Source organism: Alkalimarinus alittae, from assembly GCF_026016465.1.
Classification (GTDB): Bacteria; Pseudomonadota; Gammaproteobacteria; order Pseudomonadales; family Oleiphilaceae; genus Alkalimarinus; species Alkalimarinus alittae.
Genome location: NZ_CP100390.1, coordinates 2,747,586 through 2,767,500, shown reverse-complemented (window position 1 = coordinate 2,767,500; position 19,915 = coordinate 2,747,586). Strand labels below are relative to the sequence as shown.

The 19,915-nt window shown below is 41.8% G+C and carries 14 protein-coding genes and 2 rRNA genes (1 of these 16 running past the window's edge); 9 read left to right on the top strand and 7 right to left on the bottom strand.

Annotated elements, in window-relative coordinates; all coding sequences use genetic code 11:
* The 4 genes from NKI27_RS12555 to sbcB form a co-directional block, all read left to right on the top strand.
* Positions 1-1,863 (top strand): 23S ribosomal RNA (locus NKI27_RS12555); it begins 1,030 nt to the left of the window's first position.
* A 179-nt stretch (positions 1,864-2,042) separates the two neighbouring features.
* Positions 2,043-2,158: ribosomal RNA gene (gene rrf / locus NKI27_RS12550) — 5S ribosomal RNA — on the top strand.
* Positions 2,159-2,698: 540 nt separating this feature from the next.
* A complete protein-coding gene (locus tag NKI27_RS12545; protein ID WP_265046390.1) occupies positions 2,699-3,565 on the top strand; it encodes a hypothetical protein in 867 nt (288 codons plus the stop codon).
* A 194-nt stretch (positions 3,566-3,759) separates the two neighbouring features.
* The gene (gene sbcB, locus NKI27_RS12540; RefSeq protein ID WP_265046389.1) at positions 3,760-5,202 is read left to right on the top strand and encodes an exodeoxyribonuclease I; all 1,443 of its coding nucleotides are present in this window, start codon (positions 3,760-3,762) and stop codon (positions 5,200-5,202) included.
* A gap of 21 nt (positions 5,203-5,223) precedes the next feature.
* Here sbcB and NKI27_RS12535 read toward each other — a convergent pair whose 3' ends face one another.
* Both NKI27_RS12535 and NKI27_RS12530 read right to left on the bottom strand, forming a co-directional pair.
* Complete coding sequence (locus NKI27_RS12535) at positions 5,224-8,091, bottom strand: insulinase family protein (protein ID WP_265046388.1); 2,868 nt, start codon at positions 8,089-8,091, stop codon at positions 5,224-5,226.
* A gap of 55 nt (positions 8,092-8,146) precedes the next feature.
* Positions 8,147-8,440: a hypothetical protein gene (locus NKI27_RS12530; RefSeq protein ID WP_265046387.1), complete on the bottom strand. Its 294-nt coding sequence runs from the start codon at positions 8,438-8,440 to the stop codon at positions 8,147-8,149.
* A 266-nt stretch (positions 8,441-8,706) separates the two neighbouring features.
* Between NKI27_RS12530 and phbB the strand changes: the two genes are divergently transcribed.
* Positions 8,707-9,462, top strand: coding sequence for an acetoacetyl-CoA reductase (gene phbB, locus NKI27_RS12525; protein WP_265046386.1), 756 nt, complete (start codon positions 8,707-8,709; stop codon positions 9,460-9,462).
* Between the two features lie 55 nt (positions 9,463-9,517).
* Here phbB and NKI27_RS12520 read toward each other — a convergent pair whose 3' ends face one another.
* Positions 9,518-10,429 (bottom strand): DMT family transporter, encoded by a 912-nt coding sequence (locus NKI27_RS12520; RefSeq protein WP_265046385.1) that lies wholly within the window; start codon positions 10,427-10,429, stop codon positions 9,518-9,520.
* The gene (locus tag NKI27_RS12515) at positions 10,419-10,754 is read right to left on the bottom strand and encodes a PBPRA1643 family SWIM/SEC-C metal-binding motif protein (protein ID WP_265046384.1); all 336 of its coding nucleotides are present in this window, start codon (positions 10,752-10,754) and stop codon (positions 10,419-10,421) included. Before NKI27_RS12515 ends, NKI27_RS12520 begins: the two co-directional genes overlap by 11 nt.
* A 299-nt stretch (positions 10,755-11,053) precedes the next feature.
* Between NKI27_RS12515 and NKI27_RS12510 the strand changes: the two genes are divergently transcribed.
* Positions 11,054-11,656: a peroxiredoxin gene (locus NKI27_RS12510; protein WP_265046383.1), complete on the top strand. Its 603-nt coding sequence runs from the start codon at positions 11,054-11,056 to the stop codon at positions 11,654-11,656.
* Positions 11,657-11,833: 177 nt separating this feature from the next.
* Here NKI27_RS12510 and rnt read toward each other — a convergent pair whose 3' ends face one another.
* Together rnt and pyrC are read right to left on the bottom strand one after the other, a co-directional pair.
* The gene (gene rnt, locus NKI27_RS12505) at positions 11,834-12,436 is read right to left on the bottom strand and encodes a ribonuclease T (protein WP_265049514.1); all 603 of its coding nucleotides are present in this window, start codon (positions 12,434-12,436) and stop codon (positions 11,834-11,836) included.
* A 105-nt stretch (positions 12,437-12,541) separates the two neighbouring features.
* Entirely contained in the window at positions 12,542-13,573 is a 1,032-nt protein-coding gene (gene pyrC, locus NKI27_RS12500; protein WP_265046382.1) for a dihydroorotase, read from the bottom strand.
* 176 nt (positions 13,574-13,749) lie between these two features.
* Between pyrC and NKI27_RS12495 the strand changes: the two genes are divergently transcribed.
* The 3 genes from NKI27_RS12495 (at position 13,750) to NKI27_RS12485 (ending at position 16,531) form a co-directional block, all read left to right on the top strand.
* Positions 13,750-14,694 carry an OmpA family protein gene (locus tag NKI27_RS12495; RefSeq protein WP_265046381.1) on the top strand — a complete coding sequence of 315 codons (945 nt, stop codon included), beginning with the start codon at positions 13,750-13,752 and terminating at the stop codon, positions 14,692-14,694.
* A 98-nt stretch (positions 14,695-14,792) separates the two neighbouring features.
* Positions 14,793-16,007: an argininosuccinate synthase gene (locus NKI27_RS12490; protein WP_265046380.1), complete on the top strand. Its 1,215-nt coding sequence runs from the start codon at positions 14,793-14,795 to the stop codon at positions 16,005-16,007.
* 89 nt (positions 16,008-16,096) lie between these two features.
* Complete coding sequence (locus tag NKI27_RS12485; RefSeq protein ID WP_265046379.1) at positions 16,097-16,531, top strand: META domain-containing protein; 435 nt, start codon at positions 16,097-16,099, stop codon at positions 16,529-16,531.
* 374 nt (positions 16,532-16,905) lie between these two features.
* Here NKI27_RS12485 and NKI27_RS12480 read toward each other — a convergent pair whose 3' ends face one another.
* Entirely contained in the window at positions 16,906-19,722 is a 2,817-nt protein-coding gene (locus NKI27_RS12480) for a hypothetical protein (protein ID WP_265046378.1), read from the bottom strand.
* Between the last annotated feature and the right edge of the window lie 193 nt (positions 19,723-19,915).

The following is a 19,915-nucleotide window of genomic DNA, read 5'->3' as shown; positions in this document are numbered from 1 at the left end:
GCACAGACAGCTAGGAGGTTGGCTTAGAAGCAGCCATCCTTTAAAGAAAGCGTAATAGCTCACTAGTCGAGTCGGCCTGCGCGGAAGATGTAACGGGGCTAAAACATACCACCGAAGCTGCGGATGCGTGTTTACACGCATGGTAGAGGAGCGTTCTGTAGGCTGTTGAAGCGGAATTGAGAAGTTCCGTGGAGGTATCAGAAGTGCGAATGCTGACATGAGTAACGATAATGCGGGTGAAAAACCCGCACGCCGGAAGACCAAGGGTTCCTGCGCAACGCTAATCGGCGCAGGGTGAGTCGGCCCCTAAGGCGAGGCTGAAAAGCGTAGTCGATGGGAAACAGGTTAATATTCCTGTACCGCATATAACTGCGATGGGAGGACGGAGAAGGCTAGGCCAGCAACCTATCGGATGGTTGTTTAAGGTCGTAGGCTGGACACTTAGGCAAATCCGGGTGTCCATTAAGGCTGAGAACTGATGACGAGGTCTCTTTTACGAGACTGAAGTGGTTGATGCCATGCTTCCAGGAAAAGTCCCTAAGCTTCAGGTTATATGAGACCGTACCCCAAACCGACACAGGTGGTCAGGTAGAGAATACCAAGGCGCTTGAGAGAACTCGGGTGAAGGAACTAGGCAAAATGGTGCCGTAACTTCGGGAGAAGGCACGCTGTTGAGGGTGATCGGACTTGCTCCGTAAGCTTTTGACAGTCGAAGATACCAGATGGCTGCGACTGTTTATTAAAAACACAGCACTCTGCAAACTCGTAAGAGGACGTATAGGGTGTGACACCTGCCCGGTGCCGGAAGGTTAATTGATGGGGTTAGCTTCGGCGAAGCTCTTGATCGAAGCCCCGGTAAACGGCGGCCGTAACTATAACGGTCCTAAGGTAGCGAAATTCCTTGTCGGGTAAGTTCCGACCTGCACGAATGGTGTAACGATGGCCATGCTGTCTCCACCCGAGACTCAGTGAAATTGAAATCGCTGTTAAGATGCAGTGTATCCGCGGCTAGACGGAAAGACCCCGTGAACCTTTACTATAGCTTCACAGTGAACTTTGAGCCTACTTGTGTAGGATAGGTGGGAGGCTTTGAAACCCGGACGCTAGTTCGGGCGGAGCCACCCTTGAAATACCACCCTGGTATGTTTGAGGTTCTAACTCAGGTCCGTAATCCGGATCGAGGACACTGTGTGGTGGGTAGTTTGACTGGGGCGGTCTCCTCCCAAAGAGTAACGGAGGAGCACGAAGGTGTGCTAAGCATGGTCGGACATCATGCGGTTAGTGTAATGGCATAAGCGCGCTTAACTGCGAGACAGACACGTCGAGCAGGTACGAAAGTAGGTCATAGTGATCCGGTGGTTCTGTATGGAAGGGCCATCGCTCAACGGATAAAAGGTACTCCGGGGATAACAGGCTGATACCGCCCAAGAGTTCACATCGACGGCGGTGTTTGGCACCTCGATGTCGGCTCATCACATCCTGGGGCTGAAGCCGGTCCCAAGGGTATGGCTGTTCGCCATTTAAAGTGGTACGCGAGCTGGGTTTAGAACGTCGTGAGACAGTTCGGTCCCTATCTGCCGTGGACGTTGGAAATTTGAGAAGAGTTGCTCCTAGTACGAGAGGACCGGAGTGAACGAACCTCTGGTGTTCGGGTTGTTACGCCAGTAGCATTGCCCGGTAGCTATGTTCGGACAGGATAACCGCTGAAAGCATCTAAGCGGGAAGCCCCCTTCAAGATAAGATTTCCCTGGAGCTTCGAGTTCCCTAAAGGGCCCTTAAAGACTATGAGGTTGATAGGCTGGGTGTGTAAGCGTTGTGAGGCGTTGAGCTAACCAGTACTAATTGCCCGTGAGGCTTGACTATATAACGCCCAAATAGTTTTGAGTCTGAAACGATCAAAACGAAAATATTTACCGGATAATGTGATTATGATCCGATATGTTATAAAACTTAATTTACTTGCTAAATGTTAAAGACATTGCGAAATTGTTGTTAACTGATCAAAAAGATAAATCATCTTCGATCAGCTAGCCAAGGTTTTGCCTGATGACAATAGCGAACTGGAACCACCTGATCCCATCCCGAACTCAGTCGTGAAACGGTTCTGCGCCGATGGTAGTGTGGGGTCTCCCCATGTGAGAGTAGGTCATCGTCAGGCATCTAAATACGAAACCCCGGTAGGTTATCCTACCGGGGTTTTTTATTGTCTGGAAGAAAGCCTTTCAGACGTACCTCAACTTGGGGTGAAATCAGAAGGGTTATTGGGTTATCCTTTCTATTAAGGTGTTTTAAAATTGTAAATATGTACCATATGTATAGCATTAAATGTAAGATTGCTTAGTTGTATTTAATGGTACATATGTCTATAAAAACCGCTGTAAGTATTTGAATATAAAGCCAAACTGAGAAATAGTGGGCATTTATATGCATTATTAGGTGATTAACTTATCCGTGTGATTAATATCACATTCGCTTACAACTGTTCATTGTATAGTCTGCTCAAGTTACAAAAGATAACTTAATAAGAATAATAAATATAAATAATTATTAAAAGCAAGCGTAAGACCTAAAAATAAGTATAAGAGCTAAAAATAAGCCGAACACTTATCAACTTCAGAGACACATAATGATCAAGGTAGCTAACTACAGTAAGCTATCTCCCCTGGTTTCTATGACTGTAATTGTCATAAGTACTTTCGTGTCTGTTGCGAAAGCCGAAATGCAGCCTATGGGAGATGTTGAGCTTAGCGAACATGTTGGTCAAGCAATGATTGCTTTTGACACGAAAGAAGGGGCGACGGCCGCCGACCCCTCTACAACTCGCTTTACAATGGGGTTAAATACCGAATTTCAAATTAATATAGATGATTTGGAGGTGGGTAATTATGTTACTGCTGATACCCTTACTTCTGATCTGAATATTAGCAACCTTTCTTACGGCAGCATCTCAACAGACGCTGCTAAAATTCAGCTAGACGGAAATACTTATGCTGTAGGTGATATTGTTCCGTTTATGGCTAACACGCCTTATTTTGAAATGTCAGAAAATGGCGCAGGTGAGCTAGTAGGCTTCCGTGTCGGGTTTAATGAGGCTCGAGGCCAACTCTCTGGTGATTTTAAAAGTTTTTCAGGTAATTTGGGGATGGATGTAATTGATGCTGCTGGAGTTACTCATAAAGCGACTCTCCTTGATCAGTCAGGCCTAGCAGATAATACACGGTCGACTAATATAGGTATTGATGCTGTTGCTAGTGGTAATGCTGGCGCAGGCTGTACGGTAGCCACATACTGCTATGATATTTCTAAGTTTAAAACTTTGGATATTGGAGAGCGTAATGCGCTTGATGGAAGTACCGATATTACCAAAGACTTCTTCATCTCAATGCAAAAAGAAAATGTGCCTTGGACAACGTCTACTGGTAACATAACCGCTGGTCCCGGAGCATTTATCAACCTTCCTACTTCAATGGTTATTGATGCCTCTGCAATCAATGCAAATGGAGGGGTGTATGGAACGGAAAGAGTAAGAACAGAATATATAGATCGCGGAACGGGCCTTTTTTAGGCTTTGTAAGAGTGACTGTTGTTTAATAGGGCCTCGATATCGTCGGGGCCTTTTAGTATCTGCTATAGTTTATTTTGATCTGCCTGCCTATTATCTTAGTAGTTGCTTATAAGGACTACAGTCTATAAATTGCACTTCACCTACTGTAATATCTGCTTGTTTTGATTCGAACATATCTGGAGAGGGTTGGCACTGTGCAAACGATATTTTGGCATGATTATGAAACTTTTGGGGCAGACCCTCAGCGTGATAGACCTTGCCAGTTTGCTGGAATTCGAACCGACACCGATTTAAATATAGTAGGGAAGCCTATAACTCTCTACTGTAAACCTTCAGATGATATGCTTCCAGTTCCAGAGGCCTGTTTTATCACAGGGATAACACCACAAATTGCTGATGAGTACGGGGTGAGTGAAGCCGACTTTATTCATCAGATACATGAGGAGATGTCATTACCAGGTACTTGTGTAGCAGGATACAACAGTATTCGGTTTGATGATGAAGTAACAAGAAATACGTTATACCGTAACTTCTACGACCCCTATGCAAGAGAGTGGCAAAATGGTAACTCTCGATGGGATATCATAGATATGGTTAGGCTGACCTATGCATTAAGACCCGAAGGCATAAACTGGCCATTAAAAGACGATGGTTCACCTAGTTTTCGCTTGGAAGACCTGACTGTAGCTAACGGCATTCAGCATGAAGCTGCCCATGATGCTATGTCTGATGTTTATGCGACCATAGCTATAGCTAAACTCATTAAAGAAAAACAACCTAAATTGTACGATTATGTTTACGCTCATCGCGCAAAACAAAAGATTGCGCCATTATTAGATACTAATACGATGAAACCTGTGTTTCATGTTTCTTCACGGTTTCCTGCATCCATCGGGTGTTCGTCCCTTGTTGCACCCATCGCAACACACCCAACAAATAGTAACGGTGTTATTGTATATGACTTGCGCTTCGACCCTTTTGAACTTGAAAGTTTGAGTGTGCAAGATATTAAAAATCGTATCTTTACACGAGCTTCTGATCTACCAGAAGGTGTTAGTAGAATTCCTTTGAAAACAGTACATGTTAATAAGTGTCCTGTTATTGCGCCTGCGACAATGCTTAAATCTTTGAGTGTTGAAGGTCTTGAGCGGCTACATTTGAATGGGGATACACTGCGAAATAATCTGAAAACCCTGCGATCAATTAAAGGCTTAAAGGAAAAATTGACTGAGGTCTTCTCGCAATCTGATTTTGAAAAGCATACCGACCCTGATCTAATGATCTACAGTGGAGGATTCTTTTCATCAAATGATAAAGCGACGATGGACCGAGTGCGACAGTCATCTGTTGTTGAATTAGCTGAAGATGAGTTTAACTTCGAAGACCCAAGGTTATCTGAAATGCTTTTCAGGTATAAAGCTAGGAACTATAGAGAAACCTTAACGAGCGAAGAACAGGAACAATGGGAACGTTATCGATATCAGCGCTTAACTGACAGTAAGCTAACCAGTATAAATTTTCAGCAGTATTTTGATCAGCTAAAAGCGCTAGCTCAAGCGCCCAATACGTCAGTTGAAAAACTATCTATCATAGAAGACTTAAAATACTACGGTGAGTCCATCATCCCGTATTTATAGTCTTCTATGAATGTAAGGCCTTTATTTAAAAGGCGTTTCAAGCGACCATATATCAGTATTACTATCTAATGTTAGGTAACGGTCTAATGCCTCTTGCTTTTCGTTATTGGTACTTTCTTTACTGTTTTTTCCAGAACTAAACACTAGTAGTTTCTTTCCGCTAGACTGAATGAGGGAGGCGTAAAACTGATTGAAAGTTTCTGGCGAAAGGCTATTAATCTCTTTTGATAGTTTTTCCCTTGTATCAAATGAAATATTCTCCCTATCGATCTCTCGCCAAAAGCGATCACTTTTTTGCCCCAGATTATTTTCCTTCTCGAATAATCGAGATAGTAGGGCTGCTTTATGCTGATTAAAGTCTTTTAGTGGCATGGATGCTAGCTGAGTTGTGTAGTCGTGTAAAAATGCTTGTGTTTCTGTTTCTAGCTGATTGGCGCTAGCATTAGGTGATTGAACTATAAACGCGATAGCAGGTACTTCCAAAAAGCTATAATTGGTCGCGAACACGATATAACCTAACTGGTTTTCGGTGCGCACTCTTTCATAGTAAGGTGACGAAAGTATTTGAGAAAGGAACAGGAAATTGACTTGCTCTTGATAGGATTTATCCTTTCCTTGTATGTAAAGCGTGTAACCTGTATCAGGATGATCTATATTCAATTCTACGCTAAATGACTGATTAAGTGGTAGGCGAGCAACTTCGCCACGCTCCACATTGACCTTTTGAGTTTCTTTATTTAGCATCCATGACTGGACGATACTCGCAATATTAAGTGAACCGGCTCTGCTTATATTTCCTGATGATAGTGCGACTATTTCAACTTTGCTTAACAAGCGCTGTTTGAATGCTTTTAATGTGTCTATGGTTATTAAATCGATGGCTACTAATTTTTCTGCTTCTGACCACTGAGGCCTTAGTACTAGCTTTCTTATTTCACCTGTTGTCTGTTGGTAGGGTTTTTTCTTCGCAGCATTTTCTAAAGACCTGATCATCTGATCTTTATAAATATTAAATCTCTCTTTCTTTAAGTCCACGGTTTTTATAGACCTGAGTATATTTTCTAATAGTAAGGTCTGCTTTTCACTGTAGCCGCCAATCTTGATAGATATACCACGGATATGGCTATAAAGGTCATAGTTCAGTCCTGCTAGGTATGCAGGGTACGTGTATTCATTTAATTCATCTTGAACCATCGATGTAAATAGCGAGTTAAGTACAGCGTGCTCTGCTGTGTTATTAGCAACAGGTGACCGTAAATTTACATAGATGTTAGATTTTGGTGTGCCAAATGAAGTGTCATAGTAATGCCATAACGAAAAACCTTCTGATTTCTCAAGTAGTTCGGGCTTTGGCATAGGGGTGCTAGAGATAATATCAATATTGTCTGGAATAAAATCATTCACATCTGGCAATTTTAAGTTTTCACGTTTGGCTGTTGTCGTGAAAAGTTTTATCTGTTCTGGCGATAGCCTTTTATAAGAGTACGGTGCGTCGTACCATTTTGTCTTTTTATCAGTGACTACCGACTTTGACATAATTGATATTTGAACATTGTTTGGATTAAGTTGATCTAGAAACGCTTTATATCGCTTTGGTTCGAATGTATCCATCAAATAATTTGCTTGCAGGATGTCGGTTGTATCAACTTCGTGAAGTGTTGATGCCAAGCTACTGACATAATGTATAGGTTCGCTTTTTTCACTAAACTCAAACGCTAGGTTTAGCATACTTTTTTGTTCGTCAAAGTAACGCTTATTGATGCCTTCAGATTTGATGAGGGCTATATAGCTGAATGTTTCTGCAACAACCGCTTCCCAGTTTGATAATCCTTTTTGGGTCAGGCGGAATGAAATGTTAAACATTGCATCCCAGCCAGTGTCAATGCCTGTGCCTGCTGAAAGACTTTCTACTAAGCCTTGTTTTTTTAATGAAGCGAATAGGCTTCCTTTACCTTCATGTCCGATTAAGTTTGATATGACATATGTGGGTTTATTTCGGTACTGTTTTTTAGTTGAAGGAATAGGGAATACTAGAGAGAGTGTTCGCTTGTCCATAGTAGGAGAGACTTCTAGTAGTGAGGGTAATGAATGCTCTAGAAGCATTGGCATATCAAACTTAGGACCCTGAGTCTTGTTGTTCGGTATTGCTGAAAACTTGCTCGAAACCCAAGCTTCCAGTTGATGTATAGGCTCCTTGCCTAGTACCACCAGCTTCATTTGGTTAGCTGAATAATTTTTTTTATAAAATTCGATGAGTACATTTCTGATGTCTTTATCATCTCGAGTAGATAGCGTTGTCAGATTGCCTACTGCAAAATTGTGATACGGGTGAGCAGGGTTTATCGTTTGCTTGAATGCAGAAAAATATAGTCGGGAGTCGTCTTTTAATTTTGCCGAGTACTCTGAATGAACTGCATTTATTTCTCGTGTGACATACTTAGCAGTAAAAGTGGGCGCAACAAACTGTTGAGAAAAGCGATCAAGTGCAGGCTCTAATGAGTCAGCATTGATATCGAAGAAATAATTAGTGTTCTCAAAAGATGTATATGCGTTATGGCTGCCTCCATGTTTATTAATGTAGGCTTGATAACTGCCAGCCTCCGGATACTTCTTTGTGCCTAAAAATAGCATATGCTCAAGAAAATGAGCCAAGCCTTCATAGCCTTTAGGGTCAGATCCGCTTCCAATTTTAACATCTAAGGATGCCGCTGCTTTATCCGAATTTTTATCTGATATGAGTAATACTTCAAGTTCGTTTGGCAGTGTGATGCTTTTATATTGTCGACTATCATTAGGGCTTTGAGTTATTTCAGTTGCAAAAACGTTTTGAAAAAACAACGCAAAGCCTGTGATGAAAACAAGGGAGCGAACTTTGTTTCTTATACTCATGAATATGCTCATATTATTATTGGCGGATTTGGACTGAATACATATGTTTAGATTTTTAATGAAGACCTTTACCAGGAATGACTGTTGTTAACGCTTCTACAGTATCTGCAGCTATTTTTTGAGCGTCATGTAGATTAATTGTGTTGTCTCTTATCTGCTCTAATGCATTGTTAGCTGTCTGAAGCTCTCGTTGAATGAGGGCCGTTTGCTTATTGAATGCAGTGTCTATTGCATCATAAACATCTTGAATACTTTTTTCTCTTTCTGCAGGGTTAGCGGCAGCCTGATTCAATGCTTTTAAGCATGCTTTAGCTATTTGAATGTAGCGCTGATCTTGCTTCGTAGCCATGTGAGAGTCCTGATTATAAGTAAATGCCTATTATGGCAATTCGAGCGTAAATTTTCACGGATAGTTTGGTGAAAGATAGGTAATAAAATTTATTGTTTAAGTATTAGCTAGGTATTGCTTTGGCTAAAAAATAATCAAGCTGATAATTGATATGAGTCAGCATGCTATTACCCCTATATTGGTATAAAAAGATAGAGGGAAATGAAGTTTGGTGCCAATAAGTTCTCACTAAACCAATCAAACTAAGAAAACCAAAGGACAGTACTATGGATAATAATGATAAAAAAATTGCATTAGTGACAGGTGGTACGGGTGGCATAGGAACAGCTATTTGTCAGCGTTTGACTACCGATGGTATGTGTGTAATAGCGACTTACAGTCGGGCAGACAAAAAGGATCAAGCTGAACAATGGCAAACTGAGCAAAAAGAACTTGGCTTTGATATAGCGTTAGGTTGCGTCAACGTTGGCGACTTTAACTCGTGTGAGTTGGCTGCGAAAGACATCGCTAATCGTATAGGTGAAGTTGATATTATTGTAAATAATGCCGGTATTACGCGAGACTCAGTGATGAAAAAAATGGCAGTAGGTCAGTGGGATTCTGTGCTTCAAACTAACCTCAATAGTGTTTTTAATGTCACTAAGCAGTTTCTTGATGGCATGATTACACGACAATATGGGCGAGTTGTTAATATCTCATCAATCAATGCGCAAAAAGGTCAGTTTGGGCAGGTTAATTACTCCGCAGCCAAGGCCGGAATGCATGGTTTTACTAAAGCTTTAGCACAAGAAGTTGCACGAAAAGGGATCACTGTGAATACCGTGTCTCCAGGTTATATTGCTACCAGTATGATTATGGCGATTGAGGAAAGTGTGAGAGATAAAATTGAAGCTCAGATTCCAATAGGTCGATTTGGGCAGCCTGAAGAGATTGCGCGAGTGGTGTCGTTCTTAGTTGCTGAAGATGCTGGTTTTATTACGGGGTCAAATATATCCGCTAATGGTGGTCAGCATATGTTCTAAGCGAGTCAGTTAGACTTTAAACGGCTTAAAAAAGAAGAGGGCTTTCCGTATTGGGTTAGCCCTTTTTTATTTCAATATTTTTAGTGTTAGTTTGGATTAATATCATGGCGAATATCACTAGGGAAACGCCAGGTAATGTCGCTATATCAAACGTCCCTACACCTAATAATATGCTCAGAGGTATAACGAATACAGGGATCAAAAAGCTATAAGCAGCAACTTTAGTTGGACCAATTTTGACGGTCCCAAATTGTATTAAGAAAAACGAAAAAAGAGTAGTAAAGAGCGATAAATATAAAACCCCACCATAAACAACGCTATCAACGAGTAACCAGTCTATGCCGCCTAGTTTGTTGGCAGAGATTAATAATAACCAACCACTGCCAAACAATATGACCCAAAAGGTCATCAGCTCCATAGGTTCTCCAGCGTAAACCCTTTTAATCATTGGGCTATACAGTGCCATAAACAAACAACCTACTAAAAAGATACTATCTCCATAGTTAAGATTAAGACTTAAAAGTGCATCAACATCGCCTCTAAACACGATCCACAAAGCGCCTATTGTTCCGGTTAATAATCCAATAGACCGTACTTTTCCTGTTGACTCTTTATTGATGAAATATGCAAAAATAGCCGTTATTGCCGGCACGGTTGTATAGAGCGCGCCAGTATTAAGAGGGCTGGTGTATCGTAAACTTTCAAACATGCACCAAAAGAAAATAACGAGCGGAAGGCTTAGTAGCGCGTACCCCATGAGAGACTTTGGTGTAGGGATAAAGAGGCCATGTTTGTAAAAAACAAAGGGGGCGAAGAGTGTCGCCGCAATGAGAAAGCGGATAAACATTAAAACGTCGGGCGGTAGAGCGTTGGTAATAATAGCGCCTACCGGGAATGAGCCTGCCACTAACGCGACCATAAGCAGCATTAGGGCATGAACATAGAGGTGGTTTTGTTTAGTTACCACAGCACTTTTTATATTTTTTTCCGCTACCGCACGAACAAGGATCATTTCGGTCAGGTGTCTTATCAAATACGATCGTCTTAGGTGTATTCAATAGGCTTTCTAATTCTGTGATGTCTTCTTTTGCATTTTCATTAACTTCAATGATTGCAAATAAAGAATGTTCTTTTAAGATAGTCTCTATTTCTGCTTGACGCTCTTCTGAGGTAACAATGACTGAAACTGGGTGGCTTTCGGAACCTGGTTTCTCGGCGCGGTTGGTACTAAAGCCAAAACTACCGTGATTTTCACGTTTATCTTGACGACCTTTGAAGAAAAATTTGGACATGTTTTAATCCTGTTTAAGTATGCTATAGGCGTAATATGTAGGCATATTAACAGGAACGTCCGTTAGACGCCCGAAATTCGTTATTAACCAAGCAATCAGGTTAATTATTATGCTGTTTCTATATATTCAGTATGATCTATAGGTTTTAGCTATCATATCTATAAATATATTTAATAAACAATTGCTAGTCGAGGTTTCAAACCCTGTGTACTATAGAGAAATTAATTAGTTAATGGCGATTTATTGCTGTGTCATCTACTTTTTAAGCACTCAGTAACCTTAAACGGAGAGAAATAATAATGAGCGTACTCGTTGGTAAGAAAGCACCTGATTTTACAGTTCCTGCGGTATTGGCTGACGGCCAGATTGTTGATGAGCTTACATTAAGTGAAGAGATTAAAGGTAAGTACGGTTTAGTTTTCTTTTACCCATTAGATTTTACTTTCGTATGCCCATCTGAGTTGATCGCACTTGATCACCGTATTGATGCATTCAAAGAGCGTAACGTAGAAGTTATTGGTGTTTCTATCGATTCTCACTTCACTCACAACGCATGGCGTAATACACCTGTAAACGAAGGCGGTATCGGTCCAGTTAAATACACATTGGCTGCTGATATCAACCATGATATCTGTAAAGCATATGATGTTGAATCAGAAGGTGGTGTTGCATTCCGTGGCGCATTCTTGATCGATTTAGAAGGTAACGTTCGTTCACAAATCGTTAACGATCTTCCTTTAGGTCGTAACATGGATGAGCTAATTCGTTTGGTTGACGCACTTCAGTTCCACGAAGAGCACGGCGAAGTTTGTCCAGCAGGCTGGAACAAAGGCGATAAAGGTATGGATGCTTCTCCAGACGGTGTTGCTAAATACTTGTCTGAAAGTGCAGATAACCTATAAGACTTTTTAATATACGTTATAAGAGCGAATAAACCTTGTTCTTATAATGATATATAAAAGATATAAAAAAGCCCTGCTGACGTTATGGTTAGCGGGGCTTTTTTGTTTATTGTGATTGGTCTCCTTGATTACGCTTTGCTGCATCAAGGCTACCTTGGGCGTCCGACCTAAGTTATTTTAACAAGGCCATGCGCCGAATTTCTTGTAGCGATTGACTATTTTGCAAAATAGCTCCGCAGTTTTTTCTGTATCGTACCGGGCAGAGTGAGCAGCTTTTCCATTAAACTCAATACCTGCAGCGTCACAGGCTTTTGCTAGAACGGTTTGTCCATAGGCGAGACCGGCCAGTGTGACGGTATCGAAGGTAGAAAAGGGGTGGAACGGATTACGTTTTACTTCCACACGCTCTGCGGCAGCGAATACAAAGTTGTGGTCGAAGGTCGCATTGTGACCCACTAGCACGGCTCGATTACAGTCTTGCTCTTTAACTTCATGCCTAACAGCTTTAAAAATGCGCTCAATAGCGACACTTTCAGTTTTGGCATTACGAAGCGGACATTTAGGATCTATACCGGTAAAGTCGAGTGCTGATTTTTCAATGTTTGCGCCTTTAAAAGGTTCAACATTGCAACTGATGGTTTCTTTCGGGTATAAGTCGCCATTTTTATCCATACCAATAATAACGGCTGCAATTTCTAAAAGAGCATCTGTTTCTGAGTTAAAACCACCTGTTTCAACATCAATGACAACCGGTAGAAAACCACGAAATCGATAGGACATCGGGTTCTTATGTTCGAGGTCGTCATCATTTGAATAATTTGACACAAAAAATCCTTTATCTATATTTCTGAAATAGTTGACTGATCTTAGTTTGAGTGGCTTTTCTTAAGCTACTTGCCAATCAAGCTTTGTTCCTGCGCGCAATGGGATGACATCGGTATCCCCAAAAGCTAATGTCTCGGGTGCTTGCCACTCAGACTTTACCAGCGTTATGGTGTCAGTGTTGCGAGGCAGGCCATAAAAGCCGGGGCCGAAGTGGCTAGCAAAGCCTTCTAGTTTATCGAGTGCACCCAATGCTTCAAACGCTTCGGCATAAAGTTCTATTGCTGCAAACGCAGAATAGCAACCAGCACATCCGCATGCGGTTTCTTTTTTGTCTTGAGCATGTGGTGCAGAGTCAGTTCCGAGGAAGAACTTCGGATTACCACTAATAGCAGCTTGCTGAAGTGCTTGCTGGTGCTCGTTTCTCTTTAAAATAGGCAGGCAGTAAAAGTGCGGTCTAATGCCACCAACCAGCATATGGTTTCGATTATAAAGCAGATGGTGAGGCGTAATGGTAGCTGCGACTCGCTCAGGCGCATTCATTACAAACTCAACTGCTTGTTTAGTGGTGATATGTTCTACAACAATTTTTAGTGTTGGAATACTCTCTACGAGTGGCTCAAGGGTACTTTCAACAAACACTTTTTCACGGTCAAAAATATCAATATCATCGGTCGTCACTTCGCCATGAATTAATAGGGGAAGGCCTACTTCAGCCATCTTTTCTAAGGTAGGCTTAATTTTACCGATATTAGTTACACCCGAATCTGAATTGGTAGTCGCACCCGCAGGGTAAAGTTTGCAAGCCACAACAACACCGCTATCTACTGCATTTTGAATGTCTTTCGGAGATGTATTGTCGGTCAGGTAGAGTGTCATTAATGGCTTGAATGAACTACCAGAAGGTGTAGCTTTAGATATTCTAGCCTTATAAGCTATGGCGTCCTCCATTGTCGTAACGGGAGGTACAAGGTTAGGCATAATGATCGCTCTACCAAAATACCGTGCAGAAGCAGGAACAGTTTGAGTTAGAAATTCATTGTCTCGAAGGTGAAGGTGCCAGTCGTCCGGACGAGTAATGGTTAATTCATTCATGATAAAAGCCCTGCTAACTTACAAAAGTACTACAAAATTTCGCAAAGTATATCAGACAGAACGCGAGATTAGGGTAAAGTTTTATACAAAGTGGACGCTAACTATATAAAGCTAAATTGAATGATGATGTAGTGATTTGTTAGATCATCTCAAAACCTAACTGTGGCGGTTTTACTGTGCGAATAATAGGTTCTATATATTGCAAAGCATTGCGAGCAAGACTTGAGCGATTGAGTACGTTGTTGGTGGTGATGGTTCTAATACCTGTTAGTGGTGTTGCTAAGACGTATACGGCAGACTTGAGCAATAGCCAATGGTATTTATCAGCGTCCATTTTTGAATGCAGTTTAACTCACCCGATCCCTCGGTACGGCAAAGGGGTTTTCTATCATGAAGCAGGTGAAAATTTAAAATTCTACCTTGATGCAAACGCCAATCCTATGAAAACAGGGGATGCTGCACTAGTAATAGAAGCGCCCCAATGGAGGCCTGGTAATGGTGTTCGTGATTTAGGCTATGTACCGGTTAAAGACACTGCAAAACCGATTGTTGTTGAAAGAAAAAATGCACGTAATATGCTTGAAGGTTTAATGGACGGCATGACGCCAACCTTTACGCGTAAGGCTTGGTATAACGATGAGTCTATTCGAGTGAGGGTTTCGTCAGTTAACTTCCCTAATTTTTATAACGATTACTTAAATTGTGTTGCGTCTCTCTTGCCTGTCAATTTTAGACAAGTGGAGCGAACAAGGGTGCTGTTTAAGGTAGATAAAGCCGAGTTGACAGAGAGCGATTACGAAATATTAGAAAAAGTAGTTATTTATTTAAAAGCAGATAACACCGTAACCTCTATAATTATTGATGGTCACACGGATAGCAGTGGCCGAAGAATTTATAACAGACGATTATCAAAAGACCGTGCCGAAGTCGTTAGAGCTTACTTTATAGAAAAAGGCATACCAGAAGAGATGATTACCACTCGTTATCATGGTGAGCGCTATCCCGTCGCTAAAAATAATAACCAAAAGAACAAATCTAAGAATAGACGTACCACCGTTCGACTAGAAAAAGGCGCACGTATGGCGTCAAATTCCAACCAAAACGGTAATCCTGAAGGTTAATCTCATCTGATTTAAACAATTATTGAAATCAGACTGGGATTTAGTGTCTCCAGCAAGTAAAATATCGCCTTTGAAATTTTCTCATCTGGAGCATCGGTATGTCTAAGGTTAATAAAGTCGTTCTGGCTTATTCCGGAGGTCTTGATACATCTGTTATCGTTAAATGGCTGATGGAAACCTATAACTGTGAAGTGGTTACATTTACAGCAGATTTGGGGCAGGGCGAAGAAGTTGAACCTGCACGTGCTAAAGCAGAAGCCTTAGGCGTTAAGCAAATCTTTATTGAAGATTTACGTGAAGAGTTCGTGCGCGATTATGTCTTCCCGATGTTCCGTGCAAATGCCATCTATGAAGGCGAATATCTGCTAGGTACTTCAATTGCTCGTCCACTTATTGCTCGTCGTTTGATTGAAATTGCTAATGAAACAGATGCAGATGCGATTTCGCACGGCGCTACGGGTAAAGGTAATGACCAGGTTCGTTTCGAGTTAGGCGGTTATGCACTAAAGCCAGGCGTTCAGGTTATTGCACCTTGGAGAGAGTGGGATCTCAATTCTCGTGAGTCTTTATTAGCCTATTGCGACAAGCACGGTATTGAAGTTGAGAAGAAAAAAGGTAAATCACCTTACTCAATGGATGCTAACTTGCTACACATCTCTTACGAGGGCGATATTCTAGAAGATCCTTGGGCAGAAGCTGAAGAAGAAATGTGGCGTTGGAGTGTTTCTCCTGAAAATGCACCTGATAAAGCAACATACATTGAATTGACCTATGAGAATGGTGATATTGTTGCAATTGATGATGAGCCATTAAGGCCGCATGAAGTGCTCATTAAGCTAAACGAAGTAGGTGGTGCTAACGGTATCGGACGCTTAGATATCGTAGAAAATCGCTTTGTAGGCATGAAATCACGCGGCTGTTATGAAACGCCCGGCGGAACTATTATGCTCAAAGGGCATAGGGCAATTGAGTCTCTAACACTAGATCGTGAATTGGCTCACTTGAAAGATAGCTTGATGCCTAAGTACGCCGAGTTAATATACAACGGTTTCTGGTGGTCGCCTGAGCGTGAAGCGCTACAAGGCTTAATTGATGACTCACAGAAGTATGTTAACGGTAAGGTGCGTTTGAAGCTTTACAAAGGTAACGTGATCGTTGTGGGTCGTATGTCTGAAAACGATTCATTGTTCGATGAGAAGATTGCAACCTTTGAAGAAGATGAGGGTGCTTACGATCAGAAGGATGCAGCCGGCTTTATTAAGCTGAATGCACTGCGTTTGAGAATCGCTGCTGAAAAAGGCCGATTGTTATAATGTAGTGGCTGTGCTGGTTACTTTAGTACTGCATAAAAAGCCGAGCTAAACTGCTCGGCTTTTTTATAGATAATTGATAGGAGAAAATAATGAAGCGTATATTAATTGCTGTTGCATTAACCACATTGTTTACAGCCTGTGCCACTGTCGATGATAAGTCTGTTGCTGTAACGGTAAAGTCTCTACAGCATCATAATTGGGAATTAACCCATGTTGATGGAAATACCATAACGTACCCAGAAAAGACACAAAAGCCCCGCCTTGAAATTGGTGAGAACTTTACAGCAAATGGTTTGGCTGGTTGTAATAACTTTTTTGGTCAAGCTGAATTAAATGAAAGCGGAGAGTTTCGCATAGACAAAATGGCGATAACGAAAAAAATGTGTTCGCCTTCTGAAATGGGAATAGAGCAGGTGATGGCTGAAACATTGTCTTCGTGGAGTCAAATCATATTGACGCCAGAGAACTTGACCTTAAAAGGGGAAAACCATGAGCTTAGGTTAAAGTTGAGAGACTGGATGTAGCACCTCTGCTTTACGGAGTGGTTGAGTATAAACTCTACAAGTGTGAGATATGGCTTACACGCTTTTAAGACATTGGCTATATCGCTTACTATGAGGACTCCGTATTATTCACTTTGTCAGGACGACAAGTGGTTTCTTCTAGAAGGAATCACACTTTAACGTAAGGATGCGGACAGGGAAGCAAACAAGGACGGCCGGTTACCTAAGGAATGGTAAAGGAAGCATCTAATAGATAGGGCGCTGCAAGGATTGCAGCGCCCTTTTTTCGTTATTCTTCTTCTAATGGGTGACCCTTTTGGTTTTGTTTAGGCCAAAAAAAACCCCTCGAAAGAGGGGTTTTTATTCAGCGGTACTTGTATTTCTTGTGTGTTTTTTTAGTTTTGATCTAATGCTTTTCCAATTGTTGTACTAGTTCCTAGTACTGTTGGGTTGGCCACAGGGATTACTCCGGCAGCGATTAAGGTGGTTACCTCGGTAATCATTTCTTTAAATGCCGCACTAGTGTCAGAGCCTCCAGGGCAAATTGCGTCATTTGGATTTTCAGGGGTTGCTGGAGCAATAAATGTTACATGGCTTGCATCAGCACATGGGTTGCTATTAGCAAAGAATGAAGCTTGAGGAGGTGTTAGTCCTGCTGAAGCTGTACTGCTAGCATCAATAATACCGAGGCCTTCACTTCCGTCAGATAGATCTGACCCACCTAAACCTATATCGAGTAATGCCATTAGAGGCTCTGTGCCTGCAAGGGGGGCTGATGTTGCAGGTGAAAGTGGGTTGACGTTAGCTTCGTTAGGTACGCGCAAATCATTTAGTACTTCAGAGATTAAAATTTTAGTTGTTGTAGAGCCAAGATCTATTGCGTAGTTAAGAGGATCGATAGCATCGACGGTTCCTTGCCATGTATATAGGAAAGATTCAAAGTCTGAGGAGCCCTGAGTTACTCCGAAGCTTCCTAGGCCGTTGACGATTGCTCCAGAAAACACGCTTGAGTTCTCTGCAAGTTTTGTTAGTTGACCGCCTGTATTCATTAATGAAACAGACTCTAGTTCACTGAAGAAGGGTTGACTGTTAAATGGAGTGGTTCCTCCGAAAAGTGGAGCTAATGCTGGTGCAGCATATGTTAATCGAGCTGCTTGGTTGTTATTTATCGCGGCATAAGGAGTGCCTGCTATTCCTCCAAGGGAATGCCCGATAAAGTGGACAGGTTTGCCTGCTAATATATTGCTGCCTAGCACACCGCTAAGACCTAATGTTTTTAATGATGCGTTTACATTTAAAAGGTCGTTTGCGGCTTGCCTTAAGCTATCTCTAGTTGTTTGTAGGCTCTTAATGTTGATTGCTAGGCTGCCAGACTCGACGTTAGTGATATCTGTTTGCAGCTCTGGTGTTAATGTGCCTGATGTGTCAGTGAACATAAAGTGTCGCTCACCGATGTAATCAGCATCTGATACTGGTGAACCCGCCACGTCGTCGGCTGTCAGCACGTCAAGTCCGGGTACGCTTCCAAGGTTTGCTCCGCCCAAACCGTGTAATGGCTGGTCAATTGCAACGGTCGCTATGCATGCTGTTGCCGCCATATTAACGGCTGGAATAAGGGATACGCTTCGGTCAGCGGTTATACCATGTTGAAAAATTGCTACTTGATCGATTCTACCTGTTCCGCCACAAGCCGGTGCATTATTATTTGGTTTTATGATGGTTATGGGGACGGCGACAGTTGCTTGCTCCTCGGGAATTGGAGACCAGTAAGTAACATTGAAAGTTCCATCTTCGTCCCTAAGAAAGCTGAAATTACTTAATGTGGGAATGCTTCCTTGTCTGGATGTAATGCTAGTATTTAGGAGTGTTTCCAGAGTCTCACTGCCTCTCCAGAGGCCTGTGACTAGGCTCGTTCCATCGCTTCCAGCAGGAAGTGGGCTGTAATATGGTAGCTCTATAGCGCCTTGCGAAACATTAACCGCCATCGATGCGGTTTTTAATGAGTGACCGTCAGGTAGGGCTGCAAAAGTTGTAAGTGTGCTTGCGTTCACATCGCTATATATATGTGAGTCTCTAGGCTTTGGAAATGGGAAGCCTCCTTGTGCAAATGCTTCGCCTATTAGAGTTGGAGCAAGGGTCGCATCGGCTTGATATGGAGCTAGCGCTGCACCGACTTTTTGAGCAAAAGCAATTTCATCAGTGGTTGAATCTGAAGGGTCAGCTATTATTGCAAGCGCTTCTTTTAAAGCTGCGAATTGATCTTTAGCAGACTTAAGGAGTGGCTTTTCATCTTTTACTACTTGTAATGCTGACAATAGAACTACTTGCTGACCTATTTGTGTCATTGCTGTACCAGGTGAGGCCATAGCATGCATTACAGTATCAGGGTCGGTGGTCGTAAATGTATGTGACATGACAACATTGTTAGGAATGTTTCCTGCTTTCACAAATGCTCTTGCAAGCGTGTCGTGACCCTTAACAAGGTCTCTAACTGCTTGTAAGCTAGCTGATCCTAGTTCTTTATCTTCAGCTGTAGAGTAATAGCTATAATCTTTAGATGGCTCTATAGCTACTCCATCTGTGTCTAGTATTGCATCCGTCATAAATACAAGGAATTTAGTTTGGGATGGTAGTGGTAAAAGAGGTGTAATTCTTATTGCATTATTTGTACCACTATCAACGCTTGCTACTTCAACTCTGTAATTTAATTTTGATGGGTCTGCATATGTTGCTAAATCAAATGGAGCGCTTTGGTCGATGTTAGAAGGGTCAATTGCCTTTGGAACAGCTAAGGGGGCGAGGGCACTTACTGGTAATGTGTTGAGCGGAACAACAAAAACAGACTGGCCTTTAAGTACTGTTGCCGGATTCAGTGAGTTATTGAATCTAATATCAAACTGACCCGTTGTAGAGAAACCGTCGAAATCATTGATTGCGTTTGACGCTGGAGATGTGCCAGATGAAATTCCAGTAAAGTCGTAATTCTTTTTGGTCGCACCTAGTAGCATAAGTAAGTCGTAGTTTGATGGGACTGCAACGCTAGGCGATATAGGGTTAGGCTGAAATATTGGACGAGTCTTTGATGTATCAAAGGTCGTATCAACGATCTTATAATCCGGCGAAGCATTCTTACTCTTGTCGCCGCTATCCAAACAACCGGTTAGGGTCAAGGTAGACGCCACCGCCAAACTTAGTAGGGTTTTTTTATACATAGGTAGGACCTTCTTTCCTATTTTTATAATTTCCGGAAGTAGTTAGAGACACATTTTAAGGCGTCTTAACCTAAATTCTTGTAGCTTGAACTATATCCAAGCTGTGTAAATAGTTTTATCGCACTAAAGTATGATTTGTCGATCTAAAAGACAATGCATAGCTAGGCTAATTGTCGTTTCATGTAAATTTAGA